Genomic DNA, 13797 nt, shown 5'->3' with positions numbered 1-13797 from the left:
AACGCTGCGTGATTACAAATTTATGGATGATTTTGGGGTTATGCTTTTTCTGTTTTCTTTTTTGGCAACAAAGAAGGCAATCTGAAATCGCAAAGAGTGCAGTGTCGCGGCGCTGCAAAGAGTTGGATTTGCAGCTCATTAGCGTCTCACTCAAACGACACAACTTGCGTGATGCCAACGGGCGATGGGGTTGGCATACTATTTATGATTTTGAGTTTTCAGCTCTGGGAGATGACTGTTATCAAGGTAAGTTGGTAATGAAAAGCTTTTATGTTCTGAATTTTCATATACCACCTTATCGTATGTAAGACGATACTTGTGGTAAGCCCCAAATTCATCTCGTTCAATCCCTTGGTGCTCAAATCCTAGTTTCTCTACAAGACGAATTGATGGCGTGTGTCCTTTATCGACATTCGCCGTTAACGTATCAAGGCCCATTTCCGATTTTACGCTCTCAACAAAAGCTTTCAGTACTTCACTGGCAATACCACGATTCCAATACAGCTTGTCAAAAATGTACCCTAATTCACCAGACTTAGTCTTCTCTTCTTTGGAAACAAATACGTGGCCTAGATACTCTCTACTGCGAATATCAAGAACCGCCATGGCATGTATTAAGGTGTCGTTAAGAACGCGTTTAAACAAAGCCCTTGCTGATGAAAGCGTATGAGGGCCGTTCATATATTTTCGATTTTTGGCACACACGTTAAGCATGAGAAAATCCGACTCGAGGTGGTCGGTATAAGGCACCAAAATGGTTCTGCGTGTCGCGATGGTCATTCTCTGTTTTTCAATCCTTGATGTCGCGTTGGCCTGTAGGTGACTGATACTGGAATATTAAGAATGAGGAAAAAAGAAAAGCCCCAATACTTGCGTATTGGGGCTATAGTCTTACTCGCAGCAGTCCGGCTACTAAATGTGCTCCATGCATCATCCGTAATAGTGCTGAATCCATCAGCTTATCCATTCATCGCCGTCCTAGCGGTGTCCATTTCATCCAATGACGCTAACATTCCTCGTCAGCTCACATCACTTGTTCCTTGAGCGGTGTCCTTTACATCATCCTGATGTTGTCCTGTAACTCATCCTAGAGTTTGTCCATCAATTCCTTCTAGTAATCTTCCTGATTACTGACGCATCCTGCGTGGTCCTGACTTCCTTGCTGACTGCTAATCCTAAGCAATCAAATCTTCTTCCTGAAGATGACTATCCCTAGTTTTCCTGTTCCATGTCAGCATCCTTCCGACACCTATAAATTTACGCTTTTTCCGATTTTCTTCAATCCATTCTAGAGAAAAAAATGAAGGATAATGCGTTCAATAAACAAACAAGACCATTAAAAACAACATGTTAAGATTATCGTGACAGATTTAATCAGATACAGAAACGCTATTTCTCACATCCGCTGTGAGAGATCTCGCACAATGAAGTTCTGCATTTAATACTCTTCTATTACGGGCCTAGATAGCAAAGACACGTTATCAGTAGTACTATCACCTCCATTGACGAATAATGAGAGGGAAATCGATGCTAACTAAAGATGTCTCTGATGAAATCCAAGCTGCACTGGCAAGCTTACAAAGCGACGGTAAAGAACCGAGTGTGGCGTTAGTAAAAGCAAGACTCACAACCAAAGTTCCGATGCCAGCTATTATCGCTGCCATTAAGTCTTGGAAAAGTGGTAATCATGTACCCAAAATTGAAGTTGCCGCGGAGCAGCAACCTAATTTGGAGCAACGTATTATCGACTTGGAGCTGCAACTTAAACAGCTAAAAGAACGCCTTTCTTTATTGGAATCTAAGTTATGACAACCGTTTGGGTTGATGCTGACGCGTGCCCTAAAGTCGTCAGAGAAACGCTTTGCCGCGCGGCTGAGCGAACGGGGCTACAGTTCACCTTTGTCGCCAATCACACGATTCCGCTGCCAAAACGTGCAAATATTCGCATGCTTCAAGTACAAAGTGGCTTTGACATTGCTGATAACGAGATAGTTCAACGCGTTAGCGCTGGGGATCTGGTCATCACTTCCGATATCCCTTTAGCCGACGAAGTGGTTGACAAGCAAGCTTTGGCTCTGAGCCCGCGAGGCGAGCTGTTTAACAAAGACACGATTAAAGCACGACTCAACATTCGTGACTTTATGGATACTATGCGCTCGAGCGGCATTCAAACTGGCGGTCCACCGCCATTGTCTCAGACTGAGCGCCGAGAATTTGCCAATCAACTGGATCGTTTCCTAGCTAAAGTTCACCGTTAAGTGAAATATCCATATCAGATATAAAAAAAGCTCCTTTCAAGGAGCTTTTTTTATTCATCGACTTTTCAATGGTTATGGTCGTGGCAAATAATCCGCTTTACCTACCCACTTGTAGCTAGTCAGCTCCTCTAGGCCCATAGGACCGCGAGCATGAAGCTTTTGAGTAGATACAGCAACCTCGGCCCCTAAACCAAATTGCGCACCGTCTGTGAAGCGAGTAGAAGCATTCACGTACACCGCCGCTGAACCAACGGAGTTAATAAAACGTTCAGCGTTGACCAGACTGTTTGTCATAATCGCATCTGAGTGGCTAGCGTTGTGGATACGCATATGCTCAATAGCTTCATCAATGTCAGCGACAACTTTAACCCCTAGAGTAAAGCTGAGCCATTCCGTATCAAAGTCACCATCTTGTGCTGCGCGAACCCCCTCAACACCTTCAAGTAATGCGAGCGCTTTTGGCTCCGCAACCAAATTGACTTTTTCCGCAACGCGCTTGGCAAAATTAGCAATAAACTCAGCCGCTATATTTTCATGTACCAACAAAGTGTCCAATGAATTACACGCTGATGGACGTTGTACTTTCGAGTTTTCGACCACGTCTATTGAACGCTCGATATCAGCGGTCTCATCAACAAAAATGTGACTAATGCCAAATCCACCAATAATTACTGGAATCGTGCTGTTTTCCTTACACATTTTGTGTAGGCCTGCACCACCCCTTGGAATGATCATGTCGACATAATCATCCAACTTGAGTAATTGAGAAACCAATTCACGATCGGGTTTCTCAATATATTGAACGGACGATGCTGGCAAATCAGCCTTAGCAAGTGCCGACTGAATGACTTTGACTAACTCCATATTGGAAAAGAACGTTTCTTTGCCGCCACGCAAAATACTTGCGTTGCCTGTCTTCAGACAAAGGGCAGCGATATCGATAGTCACATTCGGTCTGGCTTCGTAAATCACACCGACAACACCTAAAGGTACTCGGCGACGCGATAAGGACATTCCATTTTCAAGAACTTTACTGTCTAGCTCGCTGCCAACGGGATCATTTAGGTTAATGACGTTACGCACATCGTCAGCAATACCTTTCAATCGGTCTTGGTTAAGCATCAAACGATCGAGAAGCGCCTCGCCGAGCCCTGCGCTACGACCAAGCTCTATATCCTTAGCGTTTGCCGCTAGAATAGTCTCAGCGTTCGCCTCTAGTTCATCTGCGATGATCTTCAATGCCTGGTTTTTCTGTGCGGTTGAGGCCGTCGCGAGTGTGTAACTGGCTTGTTTTGCCGCCTGCCCCATCAAAGTTAAATCCATGTTCAAATCCTTAAAATCTTATTCTTGAATAACGACGAGATCATCTCTATGTATCACTTCAGAGCCGTAGTCATAACCTAAGATACTACCAATATCCTTGCTATGTTTACCCGTGATTTTAGATAAATCGCCATTTGAATAGCCGCTAATTCCTTTAGCAACCAAAAGCCCTTTTTCTGTTGTCACGCGCACGACGTCACCGCGAGCAAACTGACCTGTTACTTTCATCACGCCTTTTGCTAATAGGCTGCTTCCCTTGCCGATAACGGCAGCTACCGCTCCATCATCGATGATCACATCTCCTGCTGCTGCTGGCCCGGCTAAAATCCATCGTTTTCGGTTTTCTAAGGCCTCGGTCAGCGGTAAAAAACGGGTCCCGTGAGGGGTTTCCGACACCGAATCAGTAATGACATTGTCTGCACTACCGGCGGCAATGATAACTTCGATACCTGCATGGCGAGCAATATCGGCGGCTTGTAATTTCGTTGCCATCCCGCCGGTGCCCAAGGTGGTGCCACTTCCGCCCGCGATTTTCTTTAAGGTCTCGTCGATGGTCGTGACTTCTTTAATGAGTTCTGCATTAGGATCTTTACGCGGGTCAGCCGTAAATAACCCTCGTTGATCGGTCAAGAGCAATAGTTTGTCCGCACCACATAAAATCCCGACTAATGCGGACAAGTTGTCGTTATCGCCAACTTTTATTTCATTGGTTGCAACGGCATCATTTTCATTGACTACAGGAATAATATCATTGGCCACCAAAGCGTTTATCGTATCTCGAGCGTTCAGGAAGCGTTCTCGGTCCTCTAGGTCGGCTCGAGTTAGTAGCATCTGGCCTATTTTTAGGCCATAGATAGAAAATAATGACTCCCATACTTGGATGAGCTGACTTTGTCCCACCGCCGCGAGTAGCTGTTTACTTGCCATTGAATTAGGGAGTGCGGGGTAATCTAAATGCTCACGCCCTGCAGCAATCGCGCCTGAAGAGACCATCACTACAGAGTGGCCAAGCTTTTTAAGCTCAGCACATTGTCTAACGAGCTCAACCATATGCGCTTTATTAAGCGCTAGTGAACCCCCTGTAAGAACACTTGTTCCTAATTTAACGACGACGGTTTGCTTAACCGTGGAGTCTTGGCAAAGGTTATTATCAGCTGTCATTTATTCTATTATTGAGATGAATTGATCGACTAAGGAATGATGTTTTAACAATCAAATATGATTTGTACAAGAAAAAAGTGACGAGGCAGGAAATTACTCACTCAGACTCTACCAATATGATAGAGCCTGAATTGATGGTTTGTAAGCGTTAAACGAATTCTACGGACTCTTCATGAATACTCACTGACAATGAAAATTTTTCATCAAGCATATTCACTAATTTATTGTGAAATGCTTCTTGAGTTCGATTAATCTCTTGAATCGCGCTCGCGGGTACATTTTCATTAACCCACTCGCCAACCTGATTGTATAGGCCGAGATGATAACGAGCTTCAAAGCTTTTACCATTAAATGAAAGATCAAGCCACCACCCCCAGAACTCGCGATCTTCAGGTGACTGTTTATCGTCAACGCAGACAGAGAGGCAGTCAAAGTGGTAGTTTTTTTCGTTAGAAAGAGGCTCTCTAAGGTAAGGACCAACTGCTTTTAGTGCTGTAATTAAGCGGTAATGTGTAGGGTTACTCGACTTATCGGACATAGATGAACTCCGTTTCAGAAATGAAATTAGCGAATACATTGCAACGGTTGTGGAATTGTTATTTTAAATACCAAAAACTGATAATTGACACCGCAACCATTTAATATTTCACTAATTTCACATAAATGTCACCCTTTTAATTCATCTTTTAACCATTTAATGGACAGACTCAAAGACTCTTCGTAGCCTTTTGCTATGCCTTTCGCAGGAATTTGCTTCGCTTTACCATACTGACTAAACATGGCGACCAGCTTATTGTCTGAATAAGGTGAGATCATGTCGCCTTCTAGCCCCATCGCTAAAATGGGTACTTTTGTTCGCCTAGAGGTGAGAAAGCCCTGAACCTTGAGTGACCAGGCCATTAACTGTCCAGAAAGACTATTGATATCCACCACCTCCTTTCCGAGCCTTGAGCCCAACATATCCAAATACATTTTTGGCATCTGCTTAACTTTGGATGGCGTCGCTAAACAATCGTGGATAGGCGCCCCCAATGAAACACAGGCTTTGACTTTCTCTGGCTCCAAAAAGCTAAGACGAACCATAGCATTGCCGCCGAAACGAAAGCCCAATAACCCAACACTAAAATGATCAACCCAAGGTACTTCTCTCAATTCATTCAATACAGCTTGATGCAAACAGGATGTATCTTCCGTTAATGGCCAATGTGAACTGTGGCCGATAGAGGGCATGTCGACGGTCAGCATCGCTATCCCTTGAGGAGCGAGGTAATCACGAAACAATCGCCACATATCTGTTTGTAAGCTGTCTAGGCCGGCACTGACAATAACCACTGGTTGAGGTTTGTCTGTACTCGCAAGGTGCAGGTTGGCAATGATTCTTCGATTTTTATAAGGAACTTCGATTTTCTTAATAGTGAACTTAGTACGCTTTGCCGCTTCAGTATAAGCCGAGTTTGCTAAGACTTGAGCTTGAAGAGCTAAGTTGTCATTTTTCAAATGCGGATAGCCTGCGATACTGAAACAAAGCGCAGCTCTAAATAGCTCTTCCGCCGAATCATTGCCTTGTAAACCATTGGCCACTTTTTGATGCTGCATGCCCAGTTTGGTCCACTCATAATTCCAGTTACCACCATGGTAGCCCATTACCGTATCAAGCCAATCGTCTGAAGTTCTTGAATGAGCCGAGCTGGCAATTTTTGCCAATACCGCTTCTTGCTCAATCGGATCGACTCCCTGCCAAACCCATTGCAATCGGAGTAAGTTTCGATACCAAAACGTAGGTTGCTCTCGTTGCTTTTCGTCTAACATCTGCTGACTGCTCGGCATATAGTGGGTCAAACCAGATGTTTCCTTAGCTTGAGTATGCTTTTTAAACAGTGTTTCTGAGATGTTCTTGCTCGTATCTTCCGACATAATGCACTTCGTACTGTTGTGTTTCATTCCCTTTATAGTAATAAAAAAAATGACCCAATACAGGGTCATTTCTCACTACTTCACAAAATGTGATTACTTTTGCTTGCGATTGACAGGTTCAACGTATTGCAGAACCATATCCCATGGTTGTTCAATCCATGTGTCTTGTGCGATATCGACAACGTACTCATCAACAAGGTCAACACCTGCAGGTTTTGCGCAGACCGTTACGAACTTAGCTTTTGGGTACATTTCGCGGATTTTACGGGCTGTATCACCACTATCGACTAAATCGTCAACAATCAAAAAACCTTCTCCATCATGCTCAGGAGCTTTCAGTACTGTCATATCACGCTGATGATCGTGGTCATAGCTAGAAATACATACCGTATCGACAAAACGAATGCCCAGTTCACGCGCTAGGATGGCAGCAGGAACCAAACCACCACGGCTAACGCCGATGATGCCTTTCCATTGTTCCGCAGGCATTTGCATTTCTGCAAGTTGACGGCAATATGCGTGCATATTGTCCCAAGTGATGATGAATTTATTAGCCATAGTTAAAACCTAAATTTGGGTAAAATTGTCGAGTCGATTATGCTGCTAGAATATATTTGATGATAAAGATAGCCGCCATCACCCATACACTCATCGACACTTCACGACCTCTTCCGCTAAACAACTTGATAGCAGCATATGCGATGAAACCAAGTGCGATACCTTCTGCAATAGAAAATGTCAAAGGCATTAGCAAACAAGTCACTACAACAGGCGCTGCTTCTGTTAGGTCACGCCAGTCAATGCTAACTAGACCTGAAAGCATCAAGATTGCTACGTAAAATAGCGCTCCTGCTGTCGCATAAGCTGGGATCATGCCAGCCAAAGGCGAGAAGAATAAAGCAAGTAAGAACAAAATGCCAACGACAACTGCAGTTAAACCCGTACGGCCACCCGCAGCAACACCTGATACGCTTTCGATATAAGAGGTCGTGTTTGATGTACCAAGTAGAGCACCTACAGAAGTTGCTGTTGAGTCAGCTAGTAGCGCCTTGTTTAAACGTGGAATTTTTCCATCTTTGCCAATTAGGTCTGCTTTTTGTGCAACACCAACTAACGTGCCTGCAGTATCGAATAGGTCGACAAAGAGGAATGCAAAAACAACTGAAATCATACCGACTTCAAACACTGCGGAGAAATCAAGCTGCATAAAAGTAGGAGCAATACTTGGCGGTGCCGATATGATGCCACCCCATTGTACGTCTCCAAATGCTAAACCAAGAGCAGTCACCGCCAAGATCGCGATCATCACCGCTCCTTTCATACCACGGTGAACCAATGCGATCGTCAGGAAAAAGCCGATTGACGCCAACACTGCTTGTAACGAGGTGATAGCACCAAGAGATACCAGTGTTGCCGGGTTATCGACAACAATGCCGGCATTCTTTAGGGCGATGAACGCCAAAAAGAGACCAATACCGGCAGAAATACCAGTGCGAAGCGACATTGGAATCGAATTAATGATCCACTCACGGATTTTAAAGATGCTTAGCAAAATAAACAAAACACCGGAGACAAATACCGCGGCCAGTGCTACTTGCCATGTGTAGCCCATACCAAGAACAACGGCATAAGTGAAGAATGCGTTAAGCCCCATACCTGGTGCTTGGGCAATTGGGTAGTTTGCAATGAAGCCCATGATAAAACAGCCGATAGCGGCTGCTAAACATGTTGCAACAAATACTGCGCCTCTATCCATACCTGCATCAGATAAAATGGCAGGGTTTACAAAGATAATATATGCCATCGTCAGGAATGTAGTCATACCTGCAATGATCTCGGTGCGCACATTAGTACCATGTTCGCTGAGTTTAAATAGCCTTTCGAGCATATTCGATTCCTAAAGTATAAAAAGTAAACGGTTGCGTAAACGATTGCTGCGGATTATAAAGTTATCAAAACGCAAATTCCACCTAGAATTTGCACTCTAGAGCGAATATTTTAGCTTTATATGAAACCAGAGGTGTAAGAATTTGTTACTTTATCAGTACCCTAACAAGCGAGTTGACTATTAGTGTAGTAAACGGAAGATAAAAGGCTATAGGTGTAGATAAAAAAACGCCACTCAATGAGAGTGGCGGTAGAATAATCGAGTCAAAATAACTATGACTATAAAAAAATTCCAAAATATAGGGGTAAATCTTTACTCCGTATTACGACCTTCCGTAATACGCAATGTATGCGAAGTCTGAAGTGTATACATTGTTGTTAGACCAAAACATCGCTGTTGTTAAACCGTTCATGGTTATCACCTTAAAAAATCAATGAAGTTAAATGTTGATTCTCGGTTCCCTGGAGGCGATAAATCGGGTTCAATCCTTGAACAAATGGTTGAATTACTCAACTGGTAATCAGAGTACCATAAAGAAAATAAATTACAAGAATAAAGTGATCGAGTTCACAATAAGTATAATAAATAGCGATTAAATGCGAATCATGTAATTAAGGTACAAATATCACCACCGATAGGTAACCTTCTTACTGAATGCGTCCATCACCGCTGACAGAAAACCACCTTGACGTCGCGCTGAACGCGCCTCGACACTACTCCAACATAAACACAAATGGTATGCTTGCCCCAATTCAATAGAGGTCAGCTGTTAGTTATTCACTTCACAGTAAAGTCGAATCGCATTACAAATAACTGGCCTAACCTGCAATAAGGAGTCATCTGTGTCTGAATTCCACTCTGAAATCAGTAAACTATCCCCGTCGCCAGTATGGCAGTTTTTTGACAAAATCTGCTCGATCCCTCATCCATCAAAACATGAGGAAGCCTTGGCTCAATCGATCATTCGCTGGGCTAAAGAACAATCTTTGTCAGTCAAGCGCGATGCTACTGGTAATGTGTTCATTACTAAGCCAGCAACAACGGGCATGGAAAATCGTAAAGGTGTAGTACTGCAAGCCCATATTGATATGGTTCCTCAGAAAAATGAAGATACTGACCACGACTTTACTAAAGATGCTATCCAACCTTATGTTGATGGCGAATGGGTAACAGCAAAAGGAACAACGCTGGGTGCGGACAACGGTATCGGTATGGCGACTTGCCTTGCGGTGCTCGCGGCTGACGACATTGAGCACGGTCCACTTGAAGTGCTATTAACCATCGACGAAGAAGCTGGCATGACGGGTGCGTTTGGCCTAGAAGCGGGTTGGTTAGAAGGCGACATTCTTCTCAATACCGACTCTGAGCAAGAAGGCGAAGTTTATATGGGCTGCGCTGGCGGAATTGATGCTGCCATCACATTCGATATCACTCGTGAAGCGGCGCCAGCGGGTTATGTTGCTCGTCAACTAACACTGAAAGGTCTTAAAGGTGGTCACTCTGGCTGTGATATCCATACTGGACGTGGCAATGCCAACAAGCTGCTTGGTCGCTTCTTAGCAGGCCACGCTAAAGAATTGGATGCTCGCCTGATCGAATTCCGTGGCGGTAGTTTACGCAATGCGATCCCTCGTGAAGGTTTTGTCACAGTTGCTATTCCTGAAGCGAACGTTGCACAGCTCGACGCTTTGTACAGTTACTATACTGACCTTCTCAAGACAGAGCTTGGTGCTATAGAGACGGATATCGTAACGTTTAACGAAGCGGCAGAATTGGCAGACGTATTCGCGTCACAATCGCAATCTCGTTTCGTCGCTGCACTTAACGCATGCCCAAATGGCGTCATTCGCATGAGTGACGATATTGAAGGCGTTGTTGAAACATCTCTCAACGTTGGCGTTATCACCACTGAATCCGATAAAGTTGAAGTACTTTGCCTAATTCGTTCACTGATTGACTCTGGTCGTTCTCAAGTTGAAGGGATGCTCGCCTCTGTAGCTGAACTTGCTGGTGCTCACATCGAGTGCTCTGGTGCTTACCCTGGTTGGAAGCCCGACCCAGAATCAGAAATCATGGCTATCTTCCGAGATATGTATGAAGAGATTTATGGCAACAAACCTAACATCATGGTGATTCACGCAGGACTAGAATGCGGCTTGTTCAAAGAACCTTATCCAAACATGGATATGGTGTCCTTTGGTCCAACGATCAAATTCCCTCACTCTCCAGATGAGAAAGTGAAAATTGATACGGTTGAGCTTTTCTGGAACCAAATGGTTGCATTACTAAAAGCCATCCCAGAAAAAGCATAGAAGCCAATAGCAAAAAGTGATTCATAAAAGCCGACGTTAATGTCGGCTTTTATGTGTGAAATCAAGCTCACCTTTTGAGTTTCTATCTTAGGCTGTGTATATTGAGAGAAGTTATCATTTAGTAGAGAACCTATCTATGCAAATTTATGGATGCTGCGACTTAGTTCGTGAAATTTACGCTCAAATTGGTAGTGGAGATCAAGGCTACATCCCTCAAGCCATTGGCTGCGCAGTTAAAGCGCTAAATGAGGTTGCCGCAGATGAATCGCTTTCAAAAGAAACACGAGAGAAAGCCGCTTTTGCCGCAGCAAACCTCCTTATTTCCGACTTTGAAGATAAGTAAACCCATACGATGAATCTTGCAAATTTCGCTTCAATGGATGCTGTTATGCTAATGAGTATCGTAAACATGAAATTACGAGACGAATTTAACGGTGACTTAGAAAAATTGGCTCGTTTTTATGACATCGATAAACAAGCCTTACTCACTAAACTTGCCAGCGCACAGTTTGAGTTTCTGCCTGAAATCGGGCAATTTCGATAAACAAAAAGCCGGCGTCATTTCACACCGCGCCGGCTTTATCTCAGAACATTTATTGCACTAGCCAAATGATGCCCAGATAACGGTGATGACCAATATAGGGCAAACAAATTTCACATACCATGGCCATAGCTTGCCAAACCAACCCATTTGAAAGTCCGGGCACCCTTGCTCAAGCTCTTTAATTTTACCCGCTCGACTCCATACCCAGCCGCCAAACAGGCAGAACAGCAATGCCGCCATAGGTTGCAAGTACTGAGTGGCAACCATCGCCACCAAACCAAATAATTCTGCGAAGTTATACACGATATAGACACTAAACAAAGCAATCAATGCACCCAATGCCCAACTGGTTTTCTTACGCCCGACCTGTATGCGTTCATCAACTAACGCAACTGGACATTCGAGCATAGAAATCGACGATGTGAGCGCTGCAATGGTTAACAATAAAAAGAACACTACAGAAAACACCAGTCCAACAAAGCCCAGCGACTCAAACATTAACGGTAACACGGTAAAGACAAGTGTATCGGAGCTCAATAGCGTTCCGTCTTCAGCATAGATTTGCACGCCTTTTTGCATAGCCACAAACATCGCTGGCATCACAACAAGCCCCGCAATGAACGCAACCGCAGTATCAACCAAAGTCACCTTCATTGCCATCTGTGGCAAATTTTCTTTTTTGGAAAGATACGAACCGTAGATCAACATTGAGCAACCACCGATCGTTAAAGAAAAAAAGCCCTGCCCCATTGCCGCGAGAATCAGTTTGCGATCCCACACTTTCTCGAAATCAGGAATGAGATAGTGTTTCAGGCCTTGTAGGGCTCCTTGTTGCATCATTATGTACACAAACAACAAACCAAATAGAACGAACAGCGAAGGCATCAACCGTGTTGACCACTTTTCGATCCCCTGCTTTACCCCGCCCTGTACAATCAAGATGGTCAGCAGATAAAACGCGACGGTACCAAAGACATTACGCTCAACACTAAAGCCTTTAAACCATAGCGCGGCATCGAAAAGGCCAATGATTTCACAAAGTGCTGCCAATAAAAAACAAATGAGCCAGCCACCGACAATTGAATAAAATGCGAGTACGGCACACGGCACGGTTAAACCTATCCAGCCTACGCTCCCTGCCAGCTTTTTGGTGAATGGATTCGATGTAATGGCACGCATGCTATCAACTGGGTTCGCTTGTCCATGACGACCAATGGCCATTTCTACGACTAGCATCGGAAAAGCGACAACCAATATCATCGCTAAATACACAATGAGAAAAGCACCGCCGCCATTGCTTGCTGCCTGGGTCGGGAATCCCCAAATATTACCTAAGCCAACTGCGGCGCCTGCCGCTGCCAAAATAAAGCCGATACGCGAGCCAAAATGCTCACGTTGCGTTGAGTTTGTGTCCGAATTATTCACTTAAATCACTACCACGTACTAGTTTGCTGGTACAGTAAAGGAAAGCCATATTGAAAACAAGTATTACCCGAACTCTCAACATCAGCGACTTTCGCTACAACGTACATTTTACCGTACAGATGAATCCCCCAATGCTGCTCTCTCACTGTAGCTGCATGTACAAAAAACCGCCTTACGGCGGTTTGATTTAAATAGTGAACACTTGGTAGTCTTTTAACTCTGGGATTTTTTGCTGCAAATCTTGCTCTTGCTCAGCAACATCATTAAGTGACTCACAATAATCGCTTGCCTGTTTTTTTAACGTATCTTTCTGGTTCGCCATCGTTTCGGCCAGCCGCGATTTAAGTTTATCCATCTCTTGAGAAAGTTCGCTCAAATTTAGACCACCGTCGGCTTTCATCTTATCGGACATTGCCGTAAAAGCGCTGCTAAAGAACTCGCTGTTAAACACTTCTCTGGCTTTGTCAAAATCTTCCTGCCAATGATCCAGAAATGAGCTAAACGCTTCGGATTTTAAAACAAACTCACCATTTTGATAATAGCGAGACTCCACATCAGCAAAGAACTCTGCAAGGGCGTCTTTAACATTTTGGAAGGCTTGCGAATTATCAAAGCTCTTAGCAACATCATCGAGAAGATCATTGCTCATTGAAAGTCCGTTTTGCGCTAACTCTCTAGCTTGTGGCACATAGGTGTTCATATTCTCTCGATAACTATTTAATGCATCTTGCTGTAGTTCATTGAGGTTAACGCGCTCACCATTAATATATAAATTGCTTTCTTCATCAATTCGAAGCTTTGATGTGTCCGAAGCAACGACTTCGACTTGTTTTCCATCTAGATGCACTTCGTTTTTAATATCAACCTTGCAGCGCTCTAAGGCGTATGCCGAACCCGAAGACATCACCAAACCCAGAACTACCGATAATCGGATTTTGACTTTATTCATAACTACAATTCCTCAACATCTAT

General features: G+C 44.0%; 15 protein-coding genes. 6 read left to right on the top strand and 9 right to left on the bottom strand.

What is annotated here, in order from left to right; all coding sequences use genetic code 11:
* Positions 1-8 precede the first annotated feature (8 nt).
* Positions 9-308: a DUF3301 domain-containing protein gene (locus LNL84_RS13410; protein WP_244358077.1), complete on the top strand. Its 300-nt coding sequence runs from the start codon at positions 9-11 to the stop codon at positions 306-308.
* On the opposite strand, the gene LNL84_RS13405 is transcribed toward LNL84_RS13410, so the two are convergent.
* Complete coding sequence (locus LNL84_RS13405) at positions 199-780, bottom strand: GNAT family N-acetyltransferase (protein ID WP_244358076.1); 582 nt, start codon at positions 778-780, stop codon at positions 199-201. The two genes, LNL84_RS13410 and LNL84_RS13405, sit on opposite strands and share 110 nt — an antisense overlap.
* 747 nt (positions 781-1527) lie before the next feature.
* Between LNL84_RS13405 and LNL84_RS13400 the strand changes: the two genes are divergently transcribed.
* The gene (locus LNL84_RS13400) at positions 1528-1809 is read left to right on the top strand and encodes a hypothetical protein (protein WP_244358075.1); all 282 of its coding nucleotides are present in this window, start codon (positions 1528-1530) and stop codon (positions 1807-1809) included.
* Positions 1806-2258: a YaiI/YqxD family protein gene (locus LNL84_RS13395; RefSeq protein ID WP_244358074.1), complete on the top strand. Its 453-nt coding sequence runs from the start codon at positions 1806-1808 to the stop codon at positions 2256-2258. Before LNL84_RS13400 ends, LNL84_RS13395 begins: the two co-directional genes overlap by 4 nt.
* 72 nt (positions 2259-2330) lie before the next feature.
* On the opposite strand, the gene LNL84_RS13390 is transcribed toward LNL84_RS13395, so the two are convergent.
* The 6 genes from LNL84_RS13390 to LNL84_RS13365 form a co-directional block, all read right to left on the bottom strand.
* The gene (locus tag LNL84_RS13390) at positions 2331-3581 is read right to left on the bottom strand and encodes a glutamate-5-semialdehyde dehydrogenase (RefSeq protein ID WP_244358073.1); all 1251 of its coding nucleotides are present in this window, start codon (positions 3579-3581) and stop codon (positions 2331-2333) included.
* 18 nt (positions 3582-3599) lie between these two features.
* Positions 3600-4742, bottom strand: a complete 1143-nt coding sequence (gene proB, locus LNL84_RS13385) for a glutamate 5-kinase (protein WP_244358072.1) — start codon at positions 4740-4742, stop codon at positions 3600-3602.
* 148 nt (positions 4743-4890) lie between these two features.
* The gene (gene crl / locus LNL84_RS13380) at positions 4891-5280 is read right to left on the bottom strand and encodes a sigma factor-binding protein Crl (RefSeq protein WP_244358071.1); all 390 of its coding nucleotides are present in this window, start codon (positions 5278-5280) and stop codon (positions 4891-4893) included.
* Positions 5281-5408: 128 nt separating this feature from the next.
* Complete coding sequence (frsA, locus tag LNL84_RS13375) at positions 5409-6656, bottom strand: esterase FrsA (protein ID WP_244358070.1); 1248 nt, start codon at positions 6654-6656, stop codon at positions 5409-5411.
* Positions 6657-6749: 93 nt separating this feature from the next.
* The gene (gene gpt, locus LNL84_RS13370; RefSeq protein ID WP_244358069.1) at positions 6750-7214 is read right to left on the bottom strand and encodes a xanthine phosphoribosyltransferase; all 465 of its coding nucleotides are present in this window, start codon (positions 7212-7214) and stop codon (positions 6750-6752) included.
* Positions 7215-7251: 37 nt separating this feature from the next.
* Positions 7252-8544: an NCS2 family permease gene (locus tag LNL84_RS13365; RefSeq protein WP_244358068.1), complete on the bottom strand. Its 1293-nt coding sequence runs from the start codon at positions 8542-8544 to the stop codon at positions 7252-7254.
* Between the two features lie 842 nt (positions 8545-9386).
* On the opposite strand from LNL84_RS13365, the gene LNL84_RS13360 reads away from it, so the two are divergent.
* From LNL84_RS13360 to LNL84_RS13350, 3 genes are all read left to right on the top strand, one after another.
* Entirely contained in the window at positions 9387-10856 is a 1470-nt protein-coding gene (locus LNL84_RS13360; RefSeq protein WP_244358067.1) for an aminoacyl-histidine dipeptidase, read from the top strand.
* 136 nt (positions 10857-10992) lie between these two features.
* Positions 10993-11199 (top strand): YaeP family protein, encoded by a 207-nt coding sequence (locus LNL84_RS13355; RefSeq protein WP_244358066.1) that lies wholly within the window; start codon positions 10993-10995, stop codon positions 11197-11199.
* 9 nt (positions 11200-11208) lie between these two features.
* Positions 11209-11400, top strand: coding sequence for a DUF4250 domain-containing protein (locus LNL84_RS13350; protein ID WP_244358065.1), 192 nt, complete (start codon positions 11209-11211; stop codon positions 11398-11400).
* A 57-nt stretch (positions 11401-11457) separates the two neighbouring features.
* On the opposite strand, the gene LNL84_RS13345 is transcribed toward LNL84_RS13350, so the two are convergent.
* Positions 11458-12825, bottom strand: coding sequence for a sodium-dependent transporter (locus tag LNL84_RS13345; protein WP_244358064.1), 1368 nt, complete (start codon positions 12823-12825; stop codon positions 11458-11460).
* Between the two features lie 187 nt (positions 12826-13012).
* Positions 13013-13774: a YggN family protein gene (locus tag LNL84_RS13340; protein ID WP_244358063.1), complete on the bottom strand. Its 762-nt coding sequence runs from the start codon at positions 13772-13774 to the stop codon at positions 13013-13015.
* Positions 13775-13797: the final 23 nt, after the last annotated feature.

Origin of the sequence: Vibrio gelatinilyticus (assembly GCF_022836845.1) — a bacterium.
Lineage (GTDB): Bacteria > Pseudomonadota > Gammaproteobacteria > Enterobacterales > Vibrionaceae > Vibrio > Vibrio gelatinilyticus.
This window is presented reverse-complemented; position numbering and strand designations above follow the sequence as displayed.

Excerpts from the sequence above, each read along its gene's own strand:
- LNL84_RS13400 (WP_244358075.1), top strand. The coding sequence starts at position 1,528 with ATGCTAACTAAAGATGTCTCTGATGAAATCCAAGCTGCACTGGCAAGC.
- crl (WP_244358071.1), bottom strand. The coding sequence starts at position 5,280 with ATGTCCGATAAGTCGAGTAACCCTACACATTACCGCTTAATTACAGCA.
- gpt (WP_244358069.1), bottom strand. The coding sequence starts at position 7,214 with ATGGCTAATAAATTCATCATCACTTGGGACAATATGCACGCATATTGC.
- proB (WP_244358072.1), bottom strand. The coding sequence starts at position 4,742 with ATGACAGCTGATAATAACCTTTGCCAAGACTCCACGGTTAAGCAAACC.
- LNL84_RS13355 (WP_244358066.1), top strand. The coding sequence starts at position 10,993 with ATGCAAATTTATGGATGCTGCGACTTAGTTCGTGAAATTTACGCTCAA.
- frsA (WP_244358070.1), bottom strand. The coding sequence starts at position 6,656 with ATGTCGGAAGATACGAGCAAGAACATCTCAGAAACACTGTTTAAAAAG.
- LNL84_RS13405 (WP_244358076.1), bottom strand. The coding sequence starts at position 780 with ATGACCATCGCGACACGCAGAACCATTTTGGTGCCTTATACCGACCAC.
- LNL84_RS13340 (WP_244358063.1), bottom strand. The coding sequence starts at position 13,774 with ATGAATAAAGTCAAAATCCGATTATCGGTAGTTCTGGGTTTGGTGATG.
- LNL84_RS13350 (WP_244358065.1), top strand. The coding sequence starts at position 11,209 with ATGAATCTTGCAAATTTCGCTTCAATGGATGCTGTTATGCTAATGAGT.
- LNL84_RS13365 (WP_244358068.1), bottom strand. The coding sequence starts at position 8,544 with ATGCTCGAAAGGCTATTTAAACTCAGCGAACATGGTACTAATGTGCGC.
- LNL84_RS13395 (WP_244358074.1), top strand. The coding sequence starts at position 1,806 with ATGACAACCGTTTGGGTTGATGCTGACGCGTGCCCTAAAGTCGTCAGA.
- LNL84_RS13390 (WP_244358073.1), bottom strand. The coding sequence starts at position 3,581 with ATGGATTTAACTTTGATGGGGCAGGCGGCAAAACAAGCCAGTTACACA.